Source organism: Vibrio sp. SCSIO 43086, from assembly GCF_051132235.1.
Taxonomy (GTDB): Bacteria; Pseudomonadota; Gammaproteobacteria; order Enterobacterales; family Vibrionaceae; genus Vibrio; species Vibrio diabolicus.
In genome coordinates, this window is the sequence record NZ_CP072677.1 from 2,098,674 (window position 1) to 2,117,984 (window position 19,311).

General features: G+C 44.3%; 15 protein-coding genes and 1 pseudogene. 11 read left to right on the forward strand and 5 right to left on the reverse strand.

What is annotated here, in order from left to right:
* The first annotated feature begins 92 nt into the window (after positions 1-92).
* From J8Z23_RS10065 to J8Z23_RS10080, 4 genes and pseudogenes are all read left to right on the forward strand, one after another.
* Positions 93-1,346, forward strand: coding sequence for an aromatic amino acid transport family protein (locus J8Z23_RS10065; RefSeq protein ID WP_005396901.1), 1,254 nt, complete (start codon positions 93-95; stop codon positions 1,344-1,346).
* Between the two features lie 98 nt (positions 1,347-1,444).
* Entirely contained in the window at positions 1,445-2,806 is a 1,362-nt protein-coding gene (locus J8Z23_RS10070) for an L-serine ammonia-lyase (RefSeq protein WP_005396900.1), read from the forward strand.
* A 210-nt stretch (positions 2,807-3,016) separates the two neighbouring features.
* A pseudogene (gene tpdA / locus J8Z23_RS10075) lies at positions 3,017-4,731 on the forward strand (cyclic di-GMP phosphodiesterase TpdA).
* Positions 4,732-4,825: 94 nt separating this feature from the next.
* Positions 4,826-5,293 (forward strand): GNAT family N-acetyltransferase, encoded by a 468-nt coding sequence (locus tag J8Z23_RS10080; RefSeq protein ID WP_065646580.1) that lies wholly within the window; start codon positions 4,826-4,828, stop codon positions 5,291-5,293.
* Positions 5,294-5,384: 91 nt separating this feature from the next.
* On the opposite strand, the gene queD is transcribed toward J8Z23_RS10080, so the two are convergent.
* A complete protein-coding gene (gene queD, locus J8Z23_RS10085) occupies positions 5,385-5,747 on the reverse strand; it encodes a 6-carboxytetrahydropterin synthase QueD (protein WP_005376896.1) in 363 nt (120 codons plus the stop codon).
* 292 nt (positions 5,748-6,039) lie between these two features.
* Between queD and J8Z23_RS10090 the strand changes: the two genes are divergently transcribed.
* Both J8Z23_RS10090 and asnS read left to right on the forward strand, forming a co-directional pair.
* Positions 6,040-7,665, forward strand: coding sequence for a methyl-accepting chemotaxis protein (locus J8Z23_RS10090; protein ID WP_109169676.1), 1,626 nt, complete (start codon positions 6,040-6,042; stop codon positions 7,663-7,665).
* A 188-nt stretch (positions 7,666-7,853) separates the two neighbouring features.
* Complete coding sequence (asnS, locus tag J8Z23_RS10095; protein WP_046876186.1) at positions 7,854-9,254, forward strand: asparagine--tRNA ligase; 1,401 nt, start codon at positions 7,854-7,856, stop codon at positions 9,252-9,254.
* Between the two features lie 104 nt (positions 9,255-9,358).
* Here asnS and J8Z23_RS10100 read toward each other — a convergent pair whose 3' ends face one another.
* Positions 9,359-9,577, reverse strand: a complete 219-nt coding sequence (locus J8Z23_RS10100; RefSeq protein WP_012841649.1) for a hypothetical protein — start codon at positions 9,575-9,577, stop codon at positions 9,359-9,361.
* Positions 9,578-9,683: 106 nt separating this feature from the next.
* Entirely contained in the window at positions 9,684-11,105 is a 1,422-nt protein-coding gene (locus tag J8Z23_RS10105; protein WP_434633355.1) for a PLP-dependent aminotransferase family protein, read from the reverse strand.
* A 259-nt stretch (positions 11,106-11,364) separates the two neighbouring features.
* Here J8Z23_RS10105 and J8Z23_RS10110 point away from each other — a divergent pair, with 259 nt between their 5' ends.
* From J8Z23_RS10110 to J8Z23_RS10120, 3 genes are all read left to right on the forward strand, one after another.
* Complete coding sequence (locus J8Z23_RS10110) at positions 11,365-11,595, forward strand: hypothetical protein (RefSeq protein ID WP_005396877.1); 231 nt, start codon at positions 11,365-11,367, stop codon at positions 11,593-11,595.
* A 245-nt stretch (positions 11,596-11,840) separates the two neighbouring features.
* The gene (locus J8Z23_RS10115; RefSeq protein ID WP_005396873.1) at positions 11,841-12,140 is read left to right on the forward strand and encodes a hypothetical protein; all 300 of its coding nucleotides are present in this window, start codon (positions 11,841-11,843) and stop codon (positions 12,138-12,140) included.
* Between the two features lie 331 nt (positions 12,141-12,471).
* On the forward strand, positions 12,472-13,662 hold the full coding sequence (locus tag J8Z23_RS10120) for an amino acid aminotransferase (RefSeq protein ID WP_012841647.1): 1,191 nt from the start codon (positions 12,472-12,474) through the stop codon (positions 13,660-13,662).
* 82 nt (positions 13,663-13,744) lie between these two features.
* On the opposite strand, the gene J8Z23_RS10125 is transcribed toward J8Z23_RS10120, so the two are convergent.
* Positions 13,745-14,386, reverse strand: a complete 642-nt coding sequence (locus J8Z23_RS10125) for an outer membrane beta-barrel protein (protein ID WP_395187016.1) — start codon at positions 14,384-14,386, stop codon at positions 13,745-13,747.
* 318 nt (positions 14,387-14,704) lie between these two features.
* On the opposite strand from J8Z23_RS10125, the gene J8Z23_RS10130 reads away from it, so the two are divergent.
* Positions 14,705-16,594 carry a DUF294 nucleotidyltransferase-like domain-containing protein gene (locus J8Z23_RS10130; protein WP_005396868.1) on the forward strand — a complete coding sequence of 630 codons (1,890 nt, stop codon included), beginning with the start codon at positions 14,705-14,707 and terminating at the stop codon, positions 16,592-16,594.
* 8 nt (positions 16,595-16,602) lie between these two features.
* Positions 16,603-17,322 (forward strand): 3'-5' exonuclease, encoded by a 720-nt coding sequence (locus tag J8Z23_RS10135; RefSeq protein ID WP_434633361.1) that lies wholly within the window; start codon positions 16,603-16,605, stop codon positions 17,320-17,322.
* A 70-nt stretch (positions 17,323-17,392) separates the two neighbouring features.
* On the opposite strand, the gene J8Z23_RS10140 is transcribed toward J8Z23_RS10135, so the two are convergent.
* Positions 17,393-19,276, reverse strand: a complete 1,884-nt coding sequence (locus J8Z23_RS10140; RefSeq protein ID WP_012841645.1) for a methyl-accepting chemotaxis protein — start codon at positions 19,274-19,276, stop codon at positions 17,393-17,395.
* Positions 19,277-19,311: the final 35 nt, after the last annotated feature.

The window sequence follows — 19,311 nt, forward strand, 5'->3', positions numbered from 1 at the left end:
GCAATAAATGATTTAGATCTAATTTTCCTAGTGTAAAATCTTGCAAAATTACTCCCGACTTATTTCCTGTTCCCAAAATGAGTAACTAAAAAATGAATACAACTACTTCTGCGGTTTCTACCGCACAATCGTCTAGTAAGTTTTCTTACAAAGACTTTACCTGGTGTCTGTCCCTTTTTGGTACGGCAGTAGGTGCCGGTGTACTATTCCTTCCTATTAAAGCAGGTGCAGGTGGCTTTTGGCCATTAGTAATCCTAGCCCTAATCGCAGCACCAATGACTTGGTTCGCACACAAATCTTTGGCTCGCTTCGTTCTTTCTGCGAAAAACCCAGAAGCGGACATCACTGACACAGTAGAAGAGCACTTTGGTAAGACTGGCGCAAACCTTATTACGTTCGCTTACTTCTTCGCTATCTACCCAATCGTACTTATCTACGGTGTTGGTATCACAAACACGGTTGACTCTTTCCTAGTTAACCAAATGGGTATGGAATCTATTCCTCGCTGGCTACTTTCCGGTGCACTTATCGCTGCAATGACAGCGGGCGTAGTGTTCGGTAAAGAGCTTATGCTGAAAGCAACTTCAGCGATGGTTTACCCTCTAGTGTTCATCCTACTAGCGCTGTCTGTGTACTTAATTCCTGGTTGGAACACTTCAATGATGGAAGTATCACCTGACTGGGGTGCAATGCCAGCTATCGTATGGCTAGCAATCCCTGTTATCGTGTTCTCTTTCAACCACAGCCCAATCATTTCTCAGTTCTCTAAAGAACAACGTCGTGTATACGGTGATGACGCAGTTAAGAAAACTGACGCTATCACTGGTGGCGCAGCGATGATGCTAATGGGCTTTGTAATGTTCTTCGTTTTCTCTGTTGTACTTTCTCTGTCTCCAGAGCAACTAGCAACAGCACAAGAGCAAAACATCTCTGTTCTTTCTTACCTAGCAAACGTTCATGAGTCTCCACTGATCTCTTACTTAGGTCCACTGGTTGCTTTCGCGGCTATCACTTCTAGCTACTTCGGCCACTTCCTAGGTGCGCATGAAGGTCTAGTTGGTCTAGTGAAATCTCGTTCAAAATCGCCAGTAAGCAAGATCGAGAAGATGTCTCTTATCTTCATCGTAATCACAACTTGGATCGTTGCTATCGTTAACCCAAGCATCCTAGGTATGATTGAAACAATGGGCGCACCGATGATTGCGGCAATCCTATTCTTGATGCCTATCTTCGCAATGCAAAAAGTTCCAGCGATGGCTAAGTACAAAACTTCAGCACCTGTGCAAATTTTCACAGCAATCTGTGGTCTTGCTGCCATTAGTTCTGTAATCTACGGCGCTCTTTAATCATCCCTGCCCTAGCACGGTATGATTAATCCAAAAATATAACGATAAAATTAAGCCTCCCAACTCCCCTTGGGAGGCTTTCTTCTGAGGTAATCGATATGATTAGTGTTTTTGATATCTATAAAATCGGTGTTGGACCTTCAAGCTCACACACTGTAGGCCCAATGAAAGCGGGTAAAGAGTTTATTGATGATCTTCGTGCAATGGGAAAACTGCGCGACATCACTAAAATCACCGTTGACGTTTATGGATCACTATCACTGACAGGGAAAGGTCACCACACAGATATTGCTATCATCATGGGTCTTGCAGGCAACACTCCTGAGAAAGTTGATATCGATTCTATCCCGGGCTTTATCGCTCGCGTAGAAGAAACTGAACGCCTTCCTGTTGGCATGCACTGTCATACAGTATCGTTCCCACGTGAAGGTGGAATGAACTTCCACAAAACAAACCTTGAGTTACACGAAAACGGCATGCAAATCCACGCTTGGATTGATGACGAAAAAGCGTACTCAAAAACTTACTACTCCATCGGCGGTGGTTTCATCGTTGATGAAGAAAACTTCGGTAAAGAAGTTGAGAACCCAGTAAAAGTTCCTTACCCGTTTACAACGGCAGAAGAGCTTGTAAAGCAATGTCATGAAAGCGGCCTGTCTATCAGTGCGCTAACCATGAAAAATGAACATGCGCTTCATTCTGACGAAGAAACTCGTACTTACTTCGCAAACATCTGGCGCACAATGCGCGAATGTATGGATCGCGGTATGAACGAAGAAGGCATTCTGCCTGGTCCACTACGCGTACCTCGTCGTGCAGCTGCACTTCGTCAGCAACTGCTTACTTCTGAAAAAACAACAAACGATCCAATGTCTGTCGTTGACTGGGTAAACATGTTTGCTTTTGCAGTAAACGAGGAGAACGCAGCAGGTGGTCGTGTTGTAACTGCGCCGACTAACGGTGCATGTGGCATCATCCCTGCAGTACTGGCTTACTATGACAAGTTTATTCAAACCGTAACTGAGAAAGACTACATCCGTTACTTCGCAGCTTCTGGTGCAATTGGCGGCCTTTACAAGCGTAACGCGTCTATCTCTGGTGCAGAAGTTGGCTGTCAGGGCGAAGTTGGCGTGGCATGTTCTATGGCAGCAGCGGGCCTTGCTGAGCTTATGGGTGGTAGCCCAGAGCAAGTATGTATGGCGGCTGAAATTGCGATGGAGCACAACCTAGGTCTAACTTGTGACCCGGTTGCAGGTCAGGTTCAGGTTCCATGTATCGAGCGTAATGGTATTGCAGCTGTAAAAGCAATCAACTCAACTCGTATGGCACTGCGTCGTTCTTCTGCTCCTACTGTTTCTCTAGATAAAGTTATCGAAACTATGCTAGAGACAGGTAAAGACATGAACGCGAAATACCGTGAGACTTCTCAAGGCGGCCTAGCAGTAAAAGTTATCTGTTAATAAGCCTTGCTGAATATCGACGAAACCCGAGCCGCTGCTCGGGTTTTTTATACCTCATTAACTATGAATAATGGGTTGCTACGCCCAGCATAAAAAAACCTAAAACCTTGAATATATCCAATTATTATGGATATCCCCGTAAAAAATCACATCCCTCTCCTAGCTTTATTGATAACGTAGCCAAAAATTAAACTTGGAGCACACCAACACATGATTAGGTTTGAAATTGGAAACCAAATCTGCGTTTGCTTGTCCGAAAACGAAATATCTTTAGAGCTCAATCAATCACTCCACCACTCCATTCCTGTCAACCCAAATGAGTACGCCATTCTGTCAACCATCGCCAAATACGGCAGCTTAAATACGCCAATTAGCCAGCGATTGATAGAAAGCAAAATCACTCAACAATACAAAATGACACTGCCTGAAAATGGCTTTAAAAACGCGGTGGCCGCTCTAAGAAGGAAATTTCGCAAGCTCACGGAAGAACACGTAACCACAAAAAAAATATTATCGAAAATATTCACCGGACCGGATACTTCATCCCTTTTACTATGCAAAACAACCATCAGAATGGCATCGACCATCAACACAAGATCAATCAGTACACAACAAACAGCCTTGGCAAAGCCCTTCGTATTTGTCTGCGTAATAAAAAGATCTATTCAGATACGCTGTGGGTCGTGTTGATCACAGCGATCATTTTCTTTGCCATCTGTTATTACGCGATAAACAGCATTGTGAAACATAATTATCTGGATAACGCCTTCGAAATTGCAGAAAACCTTTCCCAAAAGAGCTGCTTTGCTGATGAAAGAGAATTGAAGTCGCTCTTTGATAATGTAAAGCTGGTGGAATCGAGCATGATGCTGGACCGTTTCAATATCCGGTGTTTAGTCACTCCAGAAACCGTTGTCCCTGTCAGCAAAAAAGCATTTGAAGAGTGGAGTTATAATAGCAATTATACGACCCAATCATTTGACTTGAATAACGCAACCGTTTTGGTTCGTGTCAAAAACATTAACTTATCCGACAACGTTGAAAATCATATTTCGCGTTTTTTTCTTTCCGGCATGAAGCTATCAACCAATACAGGGACCTCTTTAGAAATTGGTAACACCAATGAACGCTTTTTCAACTATCACGTGAAGAACAGCGGCTATAAAGAGGTGTATTACATCTCTGGCCCGTTTCAAAGCATCATTTTATTAAGCTTGCTGTTTCTCATAATACTGCGCCATCGCTCTCTACAAGCCTTTATGGCTTATTTGTGCGCAATTCGACAATTTAAAATCAAACTGGAGCCGATTTATGACACTTCAGCGCAAAAGATTGTGCATTACGAAGCGCTCTCGCGGTTTAAGGTAAAAAATACGCAACGGTTTATTGAGACACTGATCCGCAATGGGCTGCTCCTAACTCATACCTTACTGGTGATAGAGTCCATCTATACTAAGCACAAAGCCTTGCCTATTCCTATCAGCATTAATGTTTGTCCTTCTTTGCTGCGAGGACGCAACTTTTCAATCCTACACAGAGAACTATCTAACCGAGATTGTCGTTTGCTGACGATTGAAATCACGGAAAATGCATCGATGTACTATACCTCCGAGATTTATGGCAATGTCGCGAAACTAAAAGCACTGGATTGTAAAATCAGTATCGATGACTTTGGCACTGGCAACAACAACGTGTCGCTCATCAGTAAAATCAATCCAGATTATTTGAAAATAGATCGGGAGTTTGTGATTGGTTTAAAGTCGGACGATAAGAAAGTGGAAACGTTGCGTCAGTTAATCGCCATGGGAAATACGTATCGGTGTACCGTCATTGTTGAAGGCGTAGAAACGGCAGACAGTGCTCACTTACTCACAACATTAGGCGCCTATATTCACCAAGGTTATTATTATCCTCTGCATTTCTAGCTTTTCTTAACCTCGTGAGTTACTTAAACTAGAGGGAATACTCTATTAAAGTTCGTGGCGGCATGAGGATATGCCGCCAATTTGTGGTTGAACGATGATTGCTATTAAACCCACCAAACTGAAAGATTTTTCGAGTTTGATGCAATTGGATGTGCAGGAAGAGCAGAAAGGATTTTCTACGCCGTTTGAAGTGGCTTATCAAAAACGCAATAAGTCTGAAGCGTTCTTTACGATTTATTCTGACGATCTATTAGTTGGCTATCTTGTTATCGATAAAGGCTTCTCCCAACATGCGCCCTTTGCCAAAAGGCACGAACTGGGGCTCAAGTACTTGATGGTTGATCAACGTTTCCAACGCCAAGGGGTTGGGAGTGAAGCGTTACGCAAACTGTTCGTTTACGCGTATACCATTGACCCTGAAAGCAACTCTCTTTGCGTCACTGTGCCACAGAGTCAGCAATACGCTATCAGTTTTCTTGATGCGTGTGGATTCATCAATACAGAGAAAACAACGTTTGGTGAGAACGAAAAAGAGTGGATTTTACGTCATCCACTGAGCTAGCAAGAAAAGTATAAAAAATTAGGGAATATCCAGATACAACAAAGGCAAGCTCATGGCTTGCCTTTGTCTTCAATGCTCAATAAAAAGTGACTTATTCACCTTTGTAAATACAACCGGCTGTGCACGTCTCTTTGATTTCAACTTTACTTAGCAACGGTAAACTTGGCTTAAGCTGTTGCCAAATCCATTTTGCTAGCACTTCGCTCGTCGGATTCTCCAAACCTTCAATGTCGTTCAGGTAATAATGGTCTAAACGATTGTAAATTGGTTTGAATGCCGCTTTGATTTCAGCGAAATCCACTACCCAACCAGTATGCGGGTCTACCTCACCTTCTACATAAAGACGAACTAAGAAAGAGTGTCCATGCAAACGACCACACTTATGGCCTTCAGGTACATGTGGCAAGTGATGTGCCGCTTCGAACATAAACTCTTTGTACAATTCTGTTTTCATCTTGATTCTCAGGCTTTAAAAAGACACGCAATACTAAGGAATTCACTGCCAACAGACAAGTGCTACTCAATACAAGCGTAGCAAAACGCCGTTTGTTCTCAGCGAAAATAATTAAACCTTTGTCCTGATCGTCGTATTTCTGTCATGCGCCAAACATTTGATTACACAGCACTCACATCACAATTACATATCCCCAACATGAGTGGGGTCACAATCATTCATTTCGTTGTTCGCAGTGCGCATTTGTGCACATTAAGATTGTGCAGTTCGTTCCAATTACACTTATAAATTTATGCGCTCAACTATCACTTTTAAGCTCTTGCTCGCGTTAATTGCCGTCTTCAGCTGTGTTCTGGCTGCCTCTACGGCTTATCAATACCATCAACAAAAAACCTTAATCAATGATGTTCTCAGTGAACAGCTTCATGATAAGGCCAGTAATTACTTCGATAGCCTAAACATGATGATGCTAACAGGCACCATGTCGCAAAAAGAAACTTTGCGAAAAAAAGCACTCGCTCAAGAAGGGATTGAAGAAGTTCGCGTGTTGCGGGCCGATACCGTCACCAAGCTTTACGGACCAGGACAAGCAAACCAACAACCGGTCGATGATATTGACCAACGAGCTTTAAATGGCGAACTGGTCATTGAACCAATTTCAGCCGATTGGGGGAACGGACTGGTTGTCGCGCTACCAATGAAATCAAGCGAAAATTATCGTGGCACCAACTGCGTTTCTTGCCATGTAGCACCAGAAGGCGAAGTATTGGGCGCGATTCGTTTGGAATACAACATGAACCACGTCAATTCAATGATCAATAAACAGGCAATGTTTGCGATGGGAATAATGGCCGTTATCGCGTTTGTTGGTTTTATTATAACGATGAGTTTGATTCGTAAAATCATTGTTCGCCCAATACAAAAAACGTCGCAATTCATGGCGAATGTGAGCCATAGTAAAGATCTATCTCAACGACTTGTTCATCACCAAAAAGATGAGGTAGGCCAACTTTCTACCGCGATTAATTCGTTTATGGATACGGTATCCGAGAGTTTAGAGCGTGTACAAGACACCTCCCACTCTCTTGCCAATTCAGCCAGTCAGTTAACGGATGTTGCACAATCAACAGACAAAGCGGCCAATAATCAACAATTGGAAACCAGTGACGTACAAAGCAACATCACCGACATGTTGCAACAACAAACCGCCGTTGAAGACTCGACCAATAACGCCACAGCTCTAGTCAACCACACCGTTGATGTTGCCACTCACAGCGCAAGCCAAGCACACAGCGTGAGCGAAGACATCAAACACTTGGTGAGCAATATTGACGGCGTACGGGAAAAAATCAGTTCGTTAAACCAAAGAACCGAAGAAGTATCATCCATTCTTGGGGTCATTAAAGGCATTGCAGAACAAACGAACCTACTCGCGTTGAATGCTGCAATTGAAGCCGCCCGAGCCGGAGAGCAAGGACGCGGTTTTGCCGTCGTCGCGGAGGAAGTGCGTAACCTAGCTTCTCGGACCGCCGAAGCCACAGGCAACATTGAGCATATCATTTCTCAATTCCAGCAAGGGAGTGAAGAGTCCTTAGCCTCTGTGGATACTGTCTGCCAGTTTGCTCACCAACGTTCAGTCGATGTCGAGACACTTTCAGTCACGATGCATAACGTTGTCGATGAAATGCATCAAGTTCTGAAACATGCGGAAAACATTCAAAGCCAGACGCAAACCACATCCGACGTCAGTCAGCGTATTCAATCCAAAATTGATGTGATCACACTGCATGCTGACGACACATCGCAATCAGCATCGCACACGCGTGATATTAGTGTTGATTTAGAGCATCTATCCGAACGTTTAGAGCAATTACTTAACCAATTCACACTTTCAGAGCATCAAAGAGTGAATAAATAGAGAGATTCTCCCCATCAAAATGAATATAAAGGTTGATGCGAGCGAATTGACAGGTAATATGTCTCGTTGAATCTGTAAAATGCTACCCAACTCAGCACTTAGCTTGTTTTTTGAACAAAAATGTTATTAGACAAGTACTTTAATAAGTGTTGGGTTGAATTTTTACCTCAATGGAGAATATTGAAAACATGACTTACGCGCCTGTATCAGACGTATTGAAAGGTCAGCTAGCAGTAGACAGCGAAGTGACTGTTCGTGGCTGGATCCGTTCACGTCGTGATTCCAAAGCTGGAATCTCTTTCCTTGCCATATATGACGGCTCTTGTTTCGACCCGATTCAGGCCGTGGTCCCAAATAATCTTAATAATTACGAAGACGAAGTACTAAAGCTAACGACTGGCTGCTCTGTTGAAGTAACTGGTAAGATTGTTGAATCTCCTGCAAAGGGCCAAGACTTCGAACTTGCTGCCACTGGCGTTAAAGTGGTTGGCTGGGTTGAAGACGCTGAAACTTACCCGATGGCAAAAACTCGTCACTCTATCGAATACCTACGTGAAGTAGCGCACCTACGTCCGCGCACAAACGTAATCGGTGCGGTAGCACGTGTACGTAACTGCCTATCTCAAGCGATCCACCGCTTCTACCACGAGCAAGGTTACTTCTGGGTATCTGCGCCGTTGATCACTGCCTCAGATGCTGAAGGCGCTGGTGAAATGTTCCGTGTTTCTACGCTAGACATGGAAAACCTGCCTCGTACAGACGCTGGCAAAGTAGACTACAACGAAGACTTCTTCGGTAAAGAAACTTTTCTTACGGTATCTGGTCAGCTAAACGCGGAAGCTTACGCTTGTGCACTAAGCAAGGTTTACACTTTCGGCCCTACTTTCCGTGCTGAAAACTCAAACACAAGCCGCCACCTAGCAGAGTTCTGGATGGTTGAGCCTGAAGTTGCGTTTGCAGAACTAGACGACGTTGCGAAACTGGCTGAAGACATGCTTAAGTACGTATTCAAAGCAGTACTTGAAGAGCGTCGCGATGACCTTGAGTTCTTTGCTCAGCGCATCGACAAAGAAGCCGTTAGCCGTCTAGAGAACTTTGTTTCTTCTGACTTCGCACAAGTTGACTACACTGACGCGATCCAAATCCTGTTGGATTCTGGCCGTGAGTTCGAATTCCCAGTTGAGTGGGGTATCGATATGTCATCTGAGCACGAGCGTTTCCTAGCGGAAGAGCACTTCAAAGCGCCGGTAATCGTTAAGAACTACCCGAAAGACATCAAAGCATTCTACATGCGTATGAACGATGATGGTAAGACGGTAGCGGCAATGGACGTTCTAGCACCTGGCATCGGTGAAATCATCGGTGGTTCTCAGCGTGAAGAGCGTCTAGACGTACTGGATGCACGTATGCGCGAAATGGGTATCGACCCTGAGCACATGAGCTGGTATCGCGACTTGCGTCGTTACGGCACAGTGCCACACGCAGGCTTTGGTCTAGGCTTTGAGCGTCTAGTATCTTACGTAACAGGCATGGGCAACGTTCGTGACGTGATCCCATTCCCACGTACGCCTCGCTCTGCGAACTTCTAATCACTTTTTAGTGATGAGACAGAATTAGAAAAGACCTCCCTAGTGGAGGTCTTTTATTTTGTGCTCAACCGTCAATACTATCTGCCAAGCAACTCAAGCTTGAGTTAGTCTTCTTCCTTATCTCTGTCCGCTTTTTCAGCGTACTTTACGCCCACAATACATAAGCCAAACATTACGAAAGGGATCACGGCCGCGGTGTACTCTGTCCATGCCATATGAGAGAAAGACTTCGCCAAAATGAGATGCGCAAATACCAGTAAAAACGCACTAAAAATAGCAACGGCGATTAACCTTAACTCATGTTTAACCAACTGCTTTTTCATCTTAAATCCTGCTTAATCGTCCAAGGTCTGTCGACCTGAATAATGATTGAAGCACAATTTGCAAAAATGGCGCTGATACAGTTGGAGCAAAAAAACACTAAGCAGTTTAATAAGTTTCAATTCTGAGTAATTCGCGAAGCAAATCACCTAGCCTTTTGATAGCACGTTCCAAACTCGTTTCTAAAGGAAGCGATGTATTCAGTCTTAAATAGTTTTCGTATTGATCACTTATCGAAAAGAGTTTGCCATAAGCGACGGTAACATGCTCAGACAATAGTGCTTGATATACCGCTTTACTTGATATTCCATCTGGCAATTTCAGCCAAAGAAAGTAACCACCATCAGGACGTTGATAGGTAACCTCTTTAGGTATGTGCTTTGCGAGTAAATCCACGAAGTCAGCTTGACGGTGTTGCAGTGTCTTACGCAGCTTTCTCAGGTGGTTGTCGTAACTGTCGTTTTGTAAGTAGTGTGCAACTCCCTGCTGAATAGGGGCACTCCCAGACAATGTCGATATTAACTGGAGCTTTTGAATAGTCTCGTTAAAACGCTTATTCACCACCCAACCCAAGCGATATCCAGGGCATAAACTCTTAGAAAAAGAACCACAATGAAGGACACGCTCTTGCTCATCAAAGCTCTTTAATGAGTTCGGCCTTTTGTCAGAAAAATACAGCTCAGAGTACACATCGTCTTCGATGAGATACACATCATATCGATTGGCTAACTCAACAATGTATCGTTTGTGTTCATCAGACAAAGAAGCCCCGGTTGGATTATGAAAGTTCGTCATTAACCAACAAGCCCGAACGTCTTCATTGGCAAAGGCTGCTTCGATTTGTTCAAGCGAATGCCCACTCTCATCATCGACACTAATTTCTATAGCCTTGAGCCCTAATCGTTCTACCGCTTGAAGTGCGCCATAAAACGTTGGGGATTCGACAACGACGGTATCACCTGGTCGGGTGACCGCTTGCAAACTCAAGTTCAATGCTTCTAGCGCACCGGAAGTAATAACCACATCATCATGAGTTAGTGATATCCCATGATGAATATACCTCTGAGCGACGAGTCGCCTTAACGACTCGGCACCAGGAGGTAGGTTGTCTAGCAACTTATCCGGCCCCATTTTTCGTCCCGAGCTGGCCAAATTACGGTTAAGCGACTCTAAAGGAAACAAACACGGATCCGGAAACGCCGAGCCTAAATGAACAACATCCGATGTTGCTTGGTGCTTCAAAAACGAATACAACTCATCATTCAACTTAGTGCATGGCGTATTGTTGCTTTTAATTCCATTCGTATTGGTGAGACGTTCAAGCTCGGCAGTCACATAGTAACCAGATTGAGGCTTTGCTATAACCCAGCCTTGCGCCTCTAGCAATTGATAGGCTTGTAATACCGTACCTGCACTTACGGAATGATTGCGGCTGGTGACGCGTATTGAAGGCAGCTTCTCCCCTGCTCTCCAAGTATCTTGCTGAATTTGCGCCTTAAACAATTCGGCCAATTGACGGTATCGATTCATGTATCCCTCATTTCACTTGCAGCTGCACCATAGCATACTTCGCGCCAGCATTCTGATATGGCAGTAGTCAATTTAGCAACGTAATTTATCAAGCTTGTTAATAGCAATTTCGACGACGAAGTGAGAATTTATGTTCCATACTTTTACTGATACGTCCGAGTGGTCTTAAATCTTTGCCTTGTCCGAAAAGCAAGGCACTCCACGGAGCTGAGAGTGTTAAATCCACTTAGACATCTATCTTTTAAGCCGGGAGGAAGCGATGAAAGTATTTACAATGGACGATCTCTCTTATCGCGGGAAACATAAAGGTGTACATAGCTGGGACCATCCTGGCGGCACAACCCCTTATTACTGGCATCCTGATTGGTTGCATATCGCTGAAGATGCTTTGGGTGAACACAAAAAGGCTGACCTTGAAGTCCCTGACGGAGAGGCCGCAACAGAAGAGCATGCAAAAGCGGCGATTCTCAAACACTTGAATGACGAGTAGTTTAGGCTCTATCACCGTTCAAGAATAGCGTTAGGCAGGCGAATCCATCGTCGTATGCTTTAAACGCAGATAAAGCCAAAACCTGCCAAATAATAAATTCTTCTGAATGAGAAGTACGCATCGTCTGTAGCTATCGAATGACAAAATAAGTCGATAGTTATCACATTAATTTTCATTACATCTGTTACATTTAGATAGTAATGGTGATGCACACCTCAACTCATGGATTATGAGAGAAAACAATAATGGCGAAATACAACGAAGAAGACATTAAATACAAAGGTGAATCCAACGGCGTACATTCTTGGAGTTCACCTTCCGGCCAACCTTATTATTGGCACCCAGATTGGCTACACGTAGCGGAAGATGCGACGGGCACACACCCGAAACAAAAGCTTGAAGTCGAAAAAGCGGAAGTCCCAACAGAGAAGCACGCGTTAAAAGCAATCTTAAAGCATATGAACGACTGGGCGACTGAGAAGCTTTCTTCTAACCCAGACATCGAAACCAATGCGGTTGAGTCTGAAATCGATCTGAAGAAATAACATCAGCCAACATCTATACTTCTTACAAGCAAACGCTCCACCTTTAGTGGGGCGTTTTTGTCTCAACTAGTAACCGCCACTCAACGTAAATCACTAACGCAAAGCACTGAAGTCAAACGATTGGTACGTGAACAAAACTTCATCAACCATGGTATAAATCCCCTTCAAACTCTGTGCCTACCAAACGTTTTCATGGCAAAAACTTTAGTTATGTTAGAATTCTGTTTCAAATCGCAACTTTTTTAGGTTTTCTTTTCAGTAACGGTTGTAACCAATATTGCTGAAAGGTATAAATGTTAGCACACCCCTTCGATTAACATGGATGAAGATTATGTTTGAAAAAGTAGTTGCCGCTCCGGCTGACCCTATTCTTGGCCTTACTGAAGAGTTTAAAAAAGATACTCGCGCAGACAAAATTAACCTTGGCGTAGGTATTTACAAAAACGAGCAAGGCGAAACCCCCGTTCTTGCAACAGTAAAGAAAGCTGAAGCAGCACTTGTTGAAACTGAAAAAACCAAGTCTTACCTAACTATCGAAGGCACAGCAGAGTACGGCATTGCAGTACAAAAACTGCTTTTCGGCTCTGATGCAGAAATTGTAAACGAAAAACGCGCTAAAACAGCTCAAGCTCCAGGTGGTACCGGTGCATTACGTGTTGCTGGTGAGTTCATTAAACGCCAACTTGGCGATGTAAAAATCTGGATCAGCAACCCTACTTGGGCAAACCACAACGGCGTATTTACTGCTGCTGGTATCGAAACGGCACAATACAGCTACTACAACGCTGAAACAAAAGACAAAGACTTCGATGCAATGCTAAACGATCTGCAATCTGCATCTGAAGGTGACATCGTGCTTCTACACGGCTGCTGCCACAACCCTACAGGTATCGACCCAACTGCTGAAGAATGGGAAACATTGGCGAAACTAGTCGCAGAGAAGAAATTGCTTCCTCTATTTGACTTCGCATACCAAGGCTTTGCTAAAGGTGTGGAAGAGGATGCGGCGGGTCTTCGTACTTTTGCTAAGTACAACAAAGAAATCCTAGTCGCGAGCTCTTTCTCGAAAAACTTTGGCCTATACAACGAACGCGTTGGTGCCTTCACGTTAGTAGCGGAATCAGAAGAAGTCGCAACAACCGCATTCTCGCAAGTTAAAGCCATTATTCGCTCTATCTACTCTAACCCACCAGCGCACGGCAGCGCGGTCGTGACTCACATTCTTGGCAATGCCGAAATGCGTGCGGAATGGGAAGCTGAAGTAGCAGAAATGCGTGACCGTATCCAAGAGATGCGTGAACTATTTGTAGCGACACTAAAATCAGAAGGTGTGGACGCAGACTTTAGCTTCATCGAACGTCAAAATGGTATGTTCTCTTTCTCTGGCCTATCTAAAGAGCAAGTAAACCGTTTGAAAGAAGAGTTCGGTATTTACATCGTCGGTTCAGGCCGAATCAGTGTTGCTGGTATGACGAAGTCAAATATGGGTCCTCTATGTAAAGGCATTGCAGCGGTTTTATAATCGATAGTCGCATACTTTATTAAAAGGAAAGGTCAGCATAAGTTGACCTTTTTTATTTATTGCCAATAAATGAACCTGTCCGCTAGTAGACAAACTTCAAACTCAGCCCCACTTCATTGACATAATCAGAACTCTCACCGCTGTAATCGGTATCTCTAAACTGATAAAAAAGACCAGTACCAATAACATCATGCCATTGGTAGTTAAAACCTATCTTAAAATTGTTCTCATCGACGATATCACTGCGGTTAACTTCCACCTCGGCCGTCGCAATAAGTTTTTCACTGAATAAGTAACTCACCCCAATGGTGACGGCTTGAAGCAGTTCACTATCTGAAGATAACGTATTATCCGTTTTGTCGTCCGTCGCTTTCGCTTTGATTGCACCTATTCCATATTTACCGTAGATATCGAATTGATCCGTAATCCCATAACGATAACCACCACCAAACAACAAACGGTCAATGCGAAGAGTAAAGTCGTCCGGATGGAAAAACTGCGCCGAGTAATCGACATTAAACAACCAGTTCTCAGTAAATAAGTAATTACCACCGAGCCCAATTGTGGTCGCGTTCGAATTATCTAACCACTCTTCATTTGTGGTTCCGGCACCCACATCCAGGTGAATGTGTTCATACCCAAATTTTTCTGCTTGGTCCATGACCGCCGCGCTAGTTGCTGCTGGCAAAGCAGCTAAAGACGCAAGCAATAAACTTCTCACCATTCGACTTCCTTTCATGAGAATTATTTAAACACCGCCCCAAAATCACCTTGAGTGGCTTAGTTCAACAAGAATAACTTAGTTTACAGACGCGGTAACGATTTGAAATCTGCTATGCCTCTAAATCAAGCATTGGCCCAAAATATGTCGACCACGTCCGCTCACCTTTTAAGTGACTATATAGTAGTAGAAATGCCGATTCCTTATCGTGCGATATGTCAGAATCTTATGACTGAGTACGAAAATCACGGTTCAGATAAGACTCTGTTTTAAAACTAAGTTAAGATTACTTTATTATTTGCGAACTAAAAGGCACCTTCGATGGATGCAGAACTTCTCGAGATTTATAACTTTCTCGCCAAGTACCCCCCGTTCAATGAACTCCCTGAAGAAACACTAAACAAGGTGACAGAGAGTGTCGAGATCTCGTACTACCGAGAAGATACCCCAATCATCCATTTTGGAGACTATATCCAAGATCTCTACGTGGTGCGAAGCGGGGTCGTAGAAGTTTATCGACGCAAAGGAGAGCTTTATAACCGTCTTGATGAAGGTGACCTATTTGGCCAGATGGGAATGCTAACCAACAACAAAGTACGCTTTCCGGTAAAAGCCATTGAAGATACTCTGCTCTACTGTATTCCTGGTGACGTTTTCCAAGAAATATACGACAACTTTGATTCCTTTGCAGACTTTGTCGAAGTGGAAAATAGTGCTCGTTTACGCCAAGCCATTTCAGAAAACAAAGATGCCAATGACCTGACGACATCGAAAGTGAAAACCTTGCTGACTGGCGATGCTCATACGATTGATCGAGGACAGACAATCCAGCAAGCCGCGCAGCAGATGGCGAATGACAACGTATCTGCTCTGCTTATCGTCGATCCAGATTTCGTTCGTGACGAAGATGACCCACAGTCTCCGGTACTTGGTATTATTACTGACCGTGACTTGTGTACCCGTGTGTTAGCCGAAGGCTTGTCTCCACAGGACGATGTATCAAGTGTGATGACCACTGAAGTCATGTCTCTTGATCACAATGCCTACATCTATGAAGCAATGTTAACCATGCTGCGTTACAACGTGCATCATCTACCTGTGGTTAAAAACCAATTGCCTATTGGTATTATCGAAACAACCGACATTGTTCGTTATGAATCACAAAACTCGCTCTTATTGGTGAGCAGCATTTTCCAACAACAGACCATCGAAGATTTGGCAGTTGTTGCTGAGGAAGTAAAAAGCAGCTTTGTACGCCTGGTCAACGAAGATGCCAACTCACACATGGTGGGCAGTGCGATGTCCGTGATTGGTCGAAGCTTCAAACAGCGTCTGTTAGAAATGGCTGAAGAAGAGCTTGGCCCACCACCAATTCCTTATTGTTTCCTTGCACTTGGCTCAATGGGACGTGATGAGCAACTGTTGGTGACTGACCAAGATAACGCCATCATTCTAGATGAGACCTACCAAGAAGAGAAACATGGTAAGTACTTCGAAGCTTTAGCAAAATACGTCAGTGATGGATTAGATGCCTGTGGCTACAAGTATTGTACGGGCGATATTATGGCAACCAACCCATTATGGCGCATGACTCGTTCAGAGTGGGAAGAGTGCTTCGCTGACTGGATTGATAACCCGAACCCGAAAGCGCTACTCAACGCGTCCATCTTTTTCGATTTGGATGGCGTTTACGGTCGCTTAAAATGGGCAGAACAATTAACCAGCTTTATTGTTCGTCGTGCGCGTAAAAACAATCGCTTCTTAGCCTGTCTGGCTCGCAACGCACTTAACCGAACGCCGCCACTTGGCTTCTTTAAAGACTTTGTGATGGAGAAAGATGGCAGACACAACAACTCCATCAACCTCAAACGTCGTGGTACGGCTCCTCTGGTCGACTTAATTCGCGTTCACTCTCTGGCGGTTGGCTCACGCGCACAGAATTCGTTTGAGCGTCTCGACGACATCATTGATGCTGGCATTTTGCCAAAAGGTCGTGCACAAGACTTAAAAGACGCACTAGAGTTTATTTCCATGGTGCGTATTCGTCACCAAGCGACGGACGTGGAATTAGGCATTGACCCAGATAACAATATCGAACCAGAAAATCTCTCTGAATTTGAACGTCGCAACCTAAAAGATGCTTTCCAAATCCTAAGCAATGGGCAGAACTTCCTTAAGTTCCGCTACCAAGCGAATAAGAGCTTTAAGTGAGGTTGAACATGATCAAAAAGCTCTTTCAGAAGCCAACCATTCAGTGGCCAACGAAATTTGAACAAAAGTTGGAGATGGCTAAAGATGAGAATTTAATTGCGTTTTATAGCAATAAACCACCTACACCAGAGACCCCCCTGTCTGAGGTCGAGTTCGTGGCACTAGATTTCGAAACGACGGGGTTGAACCCTGAAAAACATGACATCATTACCATTGGTTTAGTGCCGTTTAACTTGAAACGGATTTTTTTGCGCAATTCGCGTCATTGGAAAGTTCGTCCGCAGCGAGCACTCGATGAAGACTCGGTAATCATACATGGTATTACTCACAGTGAATTGATCGATGCACCTGACTTGGGCGACATCTTAAGCGAGCTACTACCATGCTTAAGCGGAAAAATTATTGTTGTGCATTATCGTCGTATCGAGAGAGAATTTCTGGATAAAGCACTCAAAAGCCGTTTAGGTGAAGGAATTGAGTTTCCAGTGATAGATACGCTGCATCTTGAAGAAACCATTCAACAGAAACGCTCTGGCTCACTCTGGGAGCGTTTAAAAGGGAAAAAGCCAGAATCGGTTCGGCTAGCGCAATCTCGACGCCGTTATGGTCTGCCAGACTATACCCCTCACCATGCATTAACCGATGCAATTGCTACGGCAGAACTGCTACAAGCGCAAATCGCCCATCATTATAGCGAAGACCAACCGATCAGTGAGTTCTGGCTATAACGTCTTTCTAGCTTAATAAGCGATCAAAAAAGGAGCCAAATGGCTCCCTTTTATTTAGGTCGGTATCCGATTACAGCTTAAAGCGTTGAATCTCTTGCTCTAATTCGTGTGAAAGCTCAGATAGGTGGGCAGCTTGTTCTGCTGCTTGATGAGCTTCTACCGACAGCTCGTTAGAAACGTCACGAATGCCTTCAGTATTACGCGTGATCTCGGTTGTTACCGATGCTTGCTCTTCTGCCGCCGATGCAATCTGCGTTGCCATGTCACTGATGCGCTCAACAGCAGTATGGATTTGCGTCAAGCTCGCTGCAGCCGCGTTCGCATCATCAACACTGGTGTCAGCCAGACGACGGCTATCACCCATGATGCCAACCGCTTTCGCTGTTGTGCCCTGTAGCATCTCGATAGTTTCTTGAATCTCTTGCGTTGAAGCATGAGTGCGTTGGCTCAATACGCGAACTTCATCCGCAACCACAGCAAAGCCACGGCCTTGTTCACCTGCACGTGCTGCTTCAATTGCCGCGTTAAGTGCAAGTAGGTTAGTTTGCTCAGCAATACCTTGAATCGTTGATAGAATCGTATTGATGCTATTTCCGTGTGCTTCTAGCTCTTGAATCACATCAGTGGCGACTTGAACTTCTTGCGCCAAGTTCTGGATAGAACCTTGCGTCTGAGTCACTTGGCTAGAACCGTGTGAACAAGCTTGAACCGCTTCCTCTGAGTTACTTGCCGTGCTATCTGCATTACCTGCAATTTCTTGTGTCGCTGCTGCCATTTCGTTCACAGCCGTCGCAACCATGTTGATCTCATCTTGCTGGTAAGAGATACGCTGACTACGCTCTTCAGCTTGCTGTGCCGTCGTGCGTGCTTGCTCTGAAAGCGCAGATGATACGTGGCTAAGCTTGGTCACCATCGTGTGCATGTTGCCAACAAAGCGGTTGAAGTTTTCAGCCAGTTTACCGACTTCATCATCACTGCGTGGTTCTAGTCGTTGCGTTAAGTCACCTTCACCAGATGCAATTTCCTCAAGTGCATTTGATACGCGGCTCAAGTCACGGAACAAGAAACCAACCAACCAAGATACCGCAAGAATAACCACAATGGTGATCATCACTGCAGTGATCAATAGGTCACGTAGCAATACCGCATGCCCTGCTTCTTCCGTTGCGCGATCCATTTCAATCGCGAACATCCAATGCGTGCCAGGGACTTTATTAAAGTAGTAAAGCTTCTCTTTGCCTTTGATTACTGTATCTTCGATACGACCTTCATCTGCAGCGCGCTCGATTGCCTCTTCTGAAAAGTCTTTTAGAACACTGGTGATAGGCTTAAGCGTTAAACTTTTATCTGGATGCGCTAGGAACGTACCTTCGTTCATATCGATTAACATCGCATGCGCGTTTTCACCTGCATCTAGGTTAATCACGTCGCTGATGAGCTGATCGATCAGTACATCTGCACCAACAACACCAACAAACTGACCATTTTTCATTACTGGCTCAGCAATGGTTACAAGCAGCGCGTTAGTGATTGCATCTTGATATGCAGCTGTGATGATCTGCTTACCTGCGGCGTTAGCATCTTTGTACCAAGGACGAGTACGAGGGTCGTAATCAGCACGGTTACGCTCAGGGTGAGAGCGATACATATCACCGTTTGGTGTACCAAGGAAGATGTCATCAAAGCCACCAGCCTTGCGAGCTTGTTGTAGGAAAGGGACAACGTCTTGCTCTGTCGAGTAGTCGTTGAATGCGGTAGCAATATCTTTACGGATATTGACCCAATCAGAAATTCCTTCTGACGCAGTAGTACTTAGACTTTGCGCACGTGAATAGACACCTGAACGAGTCTGATCAAATAATTGACCAGCCGACAACCAAGTAAGTGCTGTTGCCATCACAACAACAGCAGAAAGGCTTGCGCCAATAAGCTTTTGTTTTAATGATAATTTCATATTTATAGTTTTTGAGTTGGGAGAACAGTTAAGGT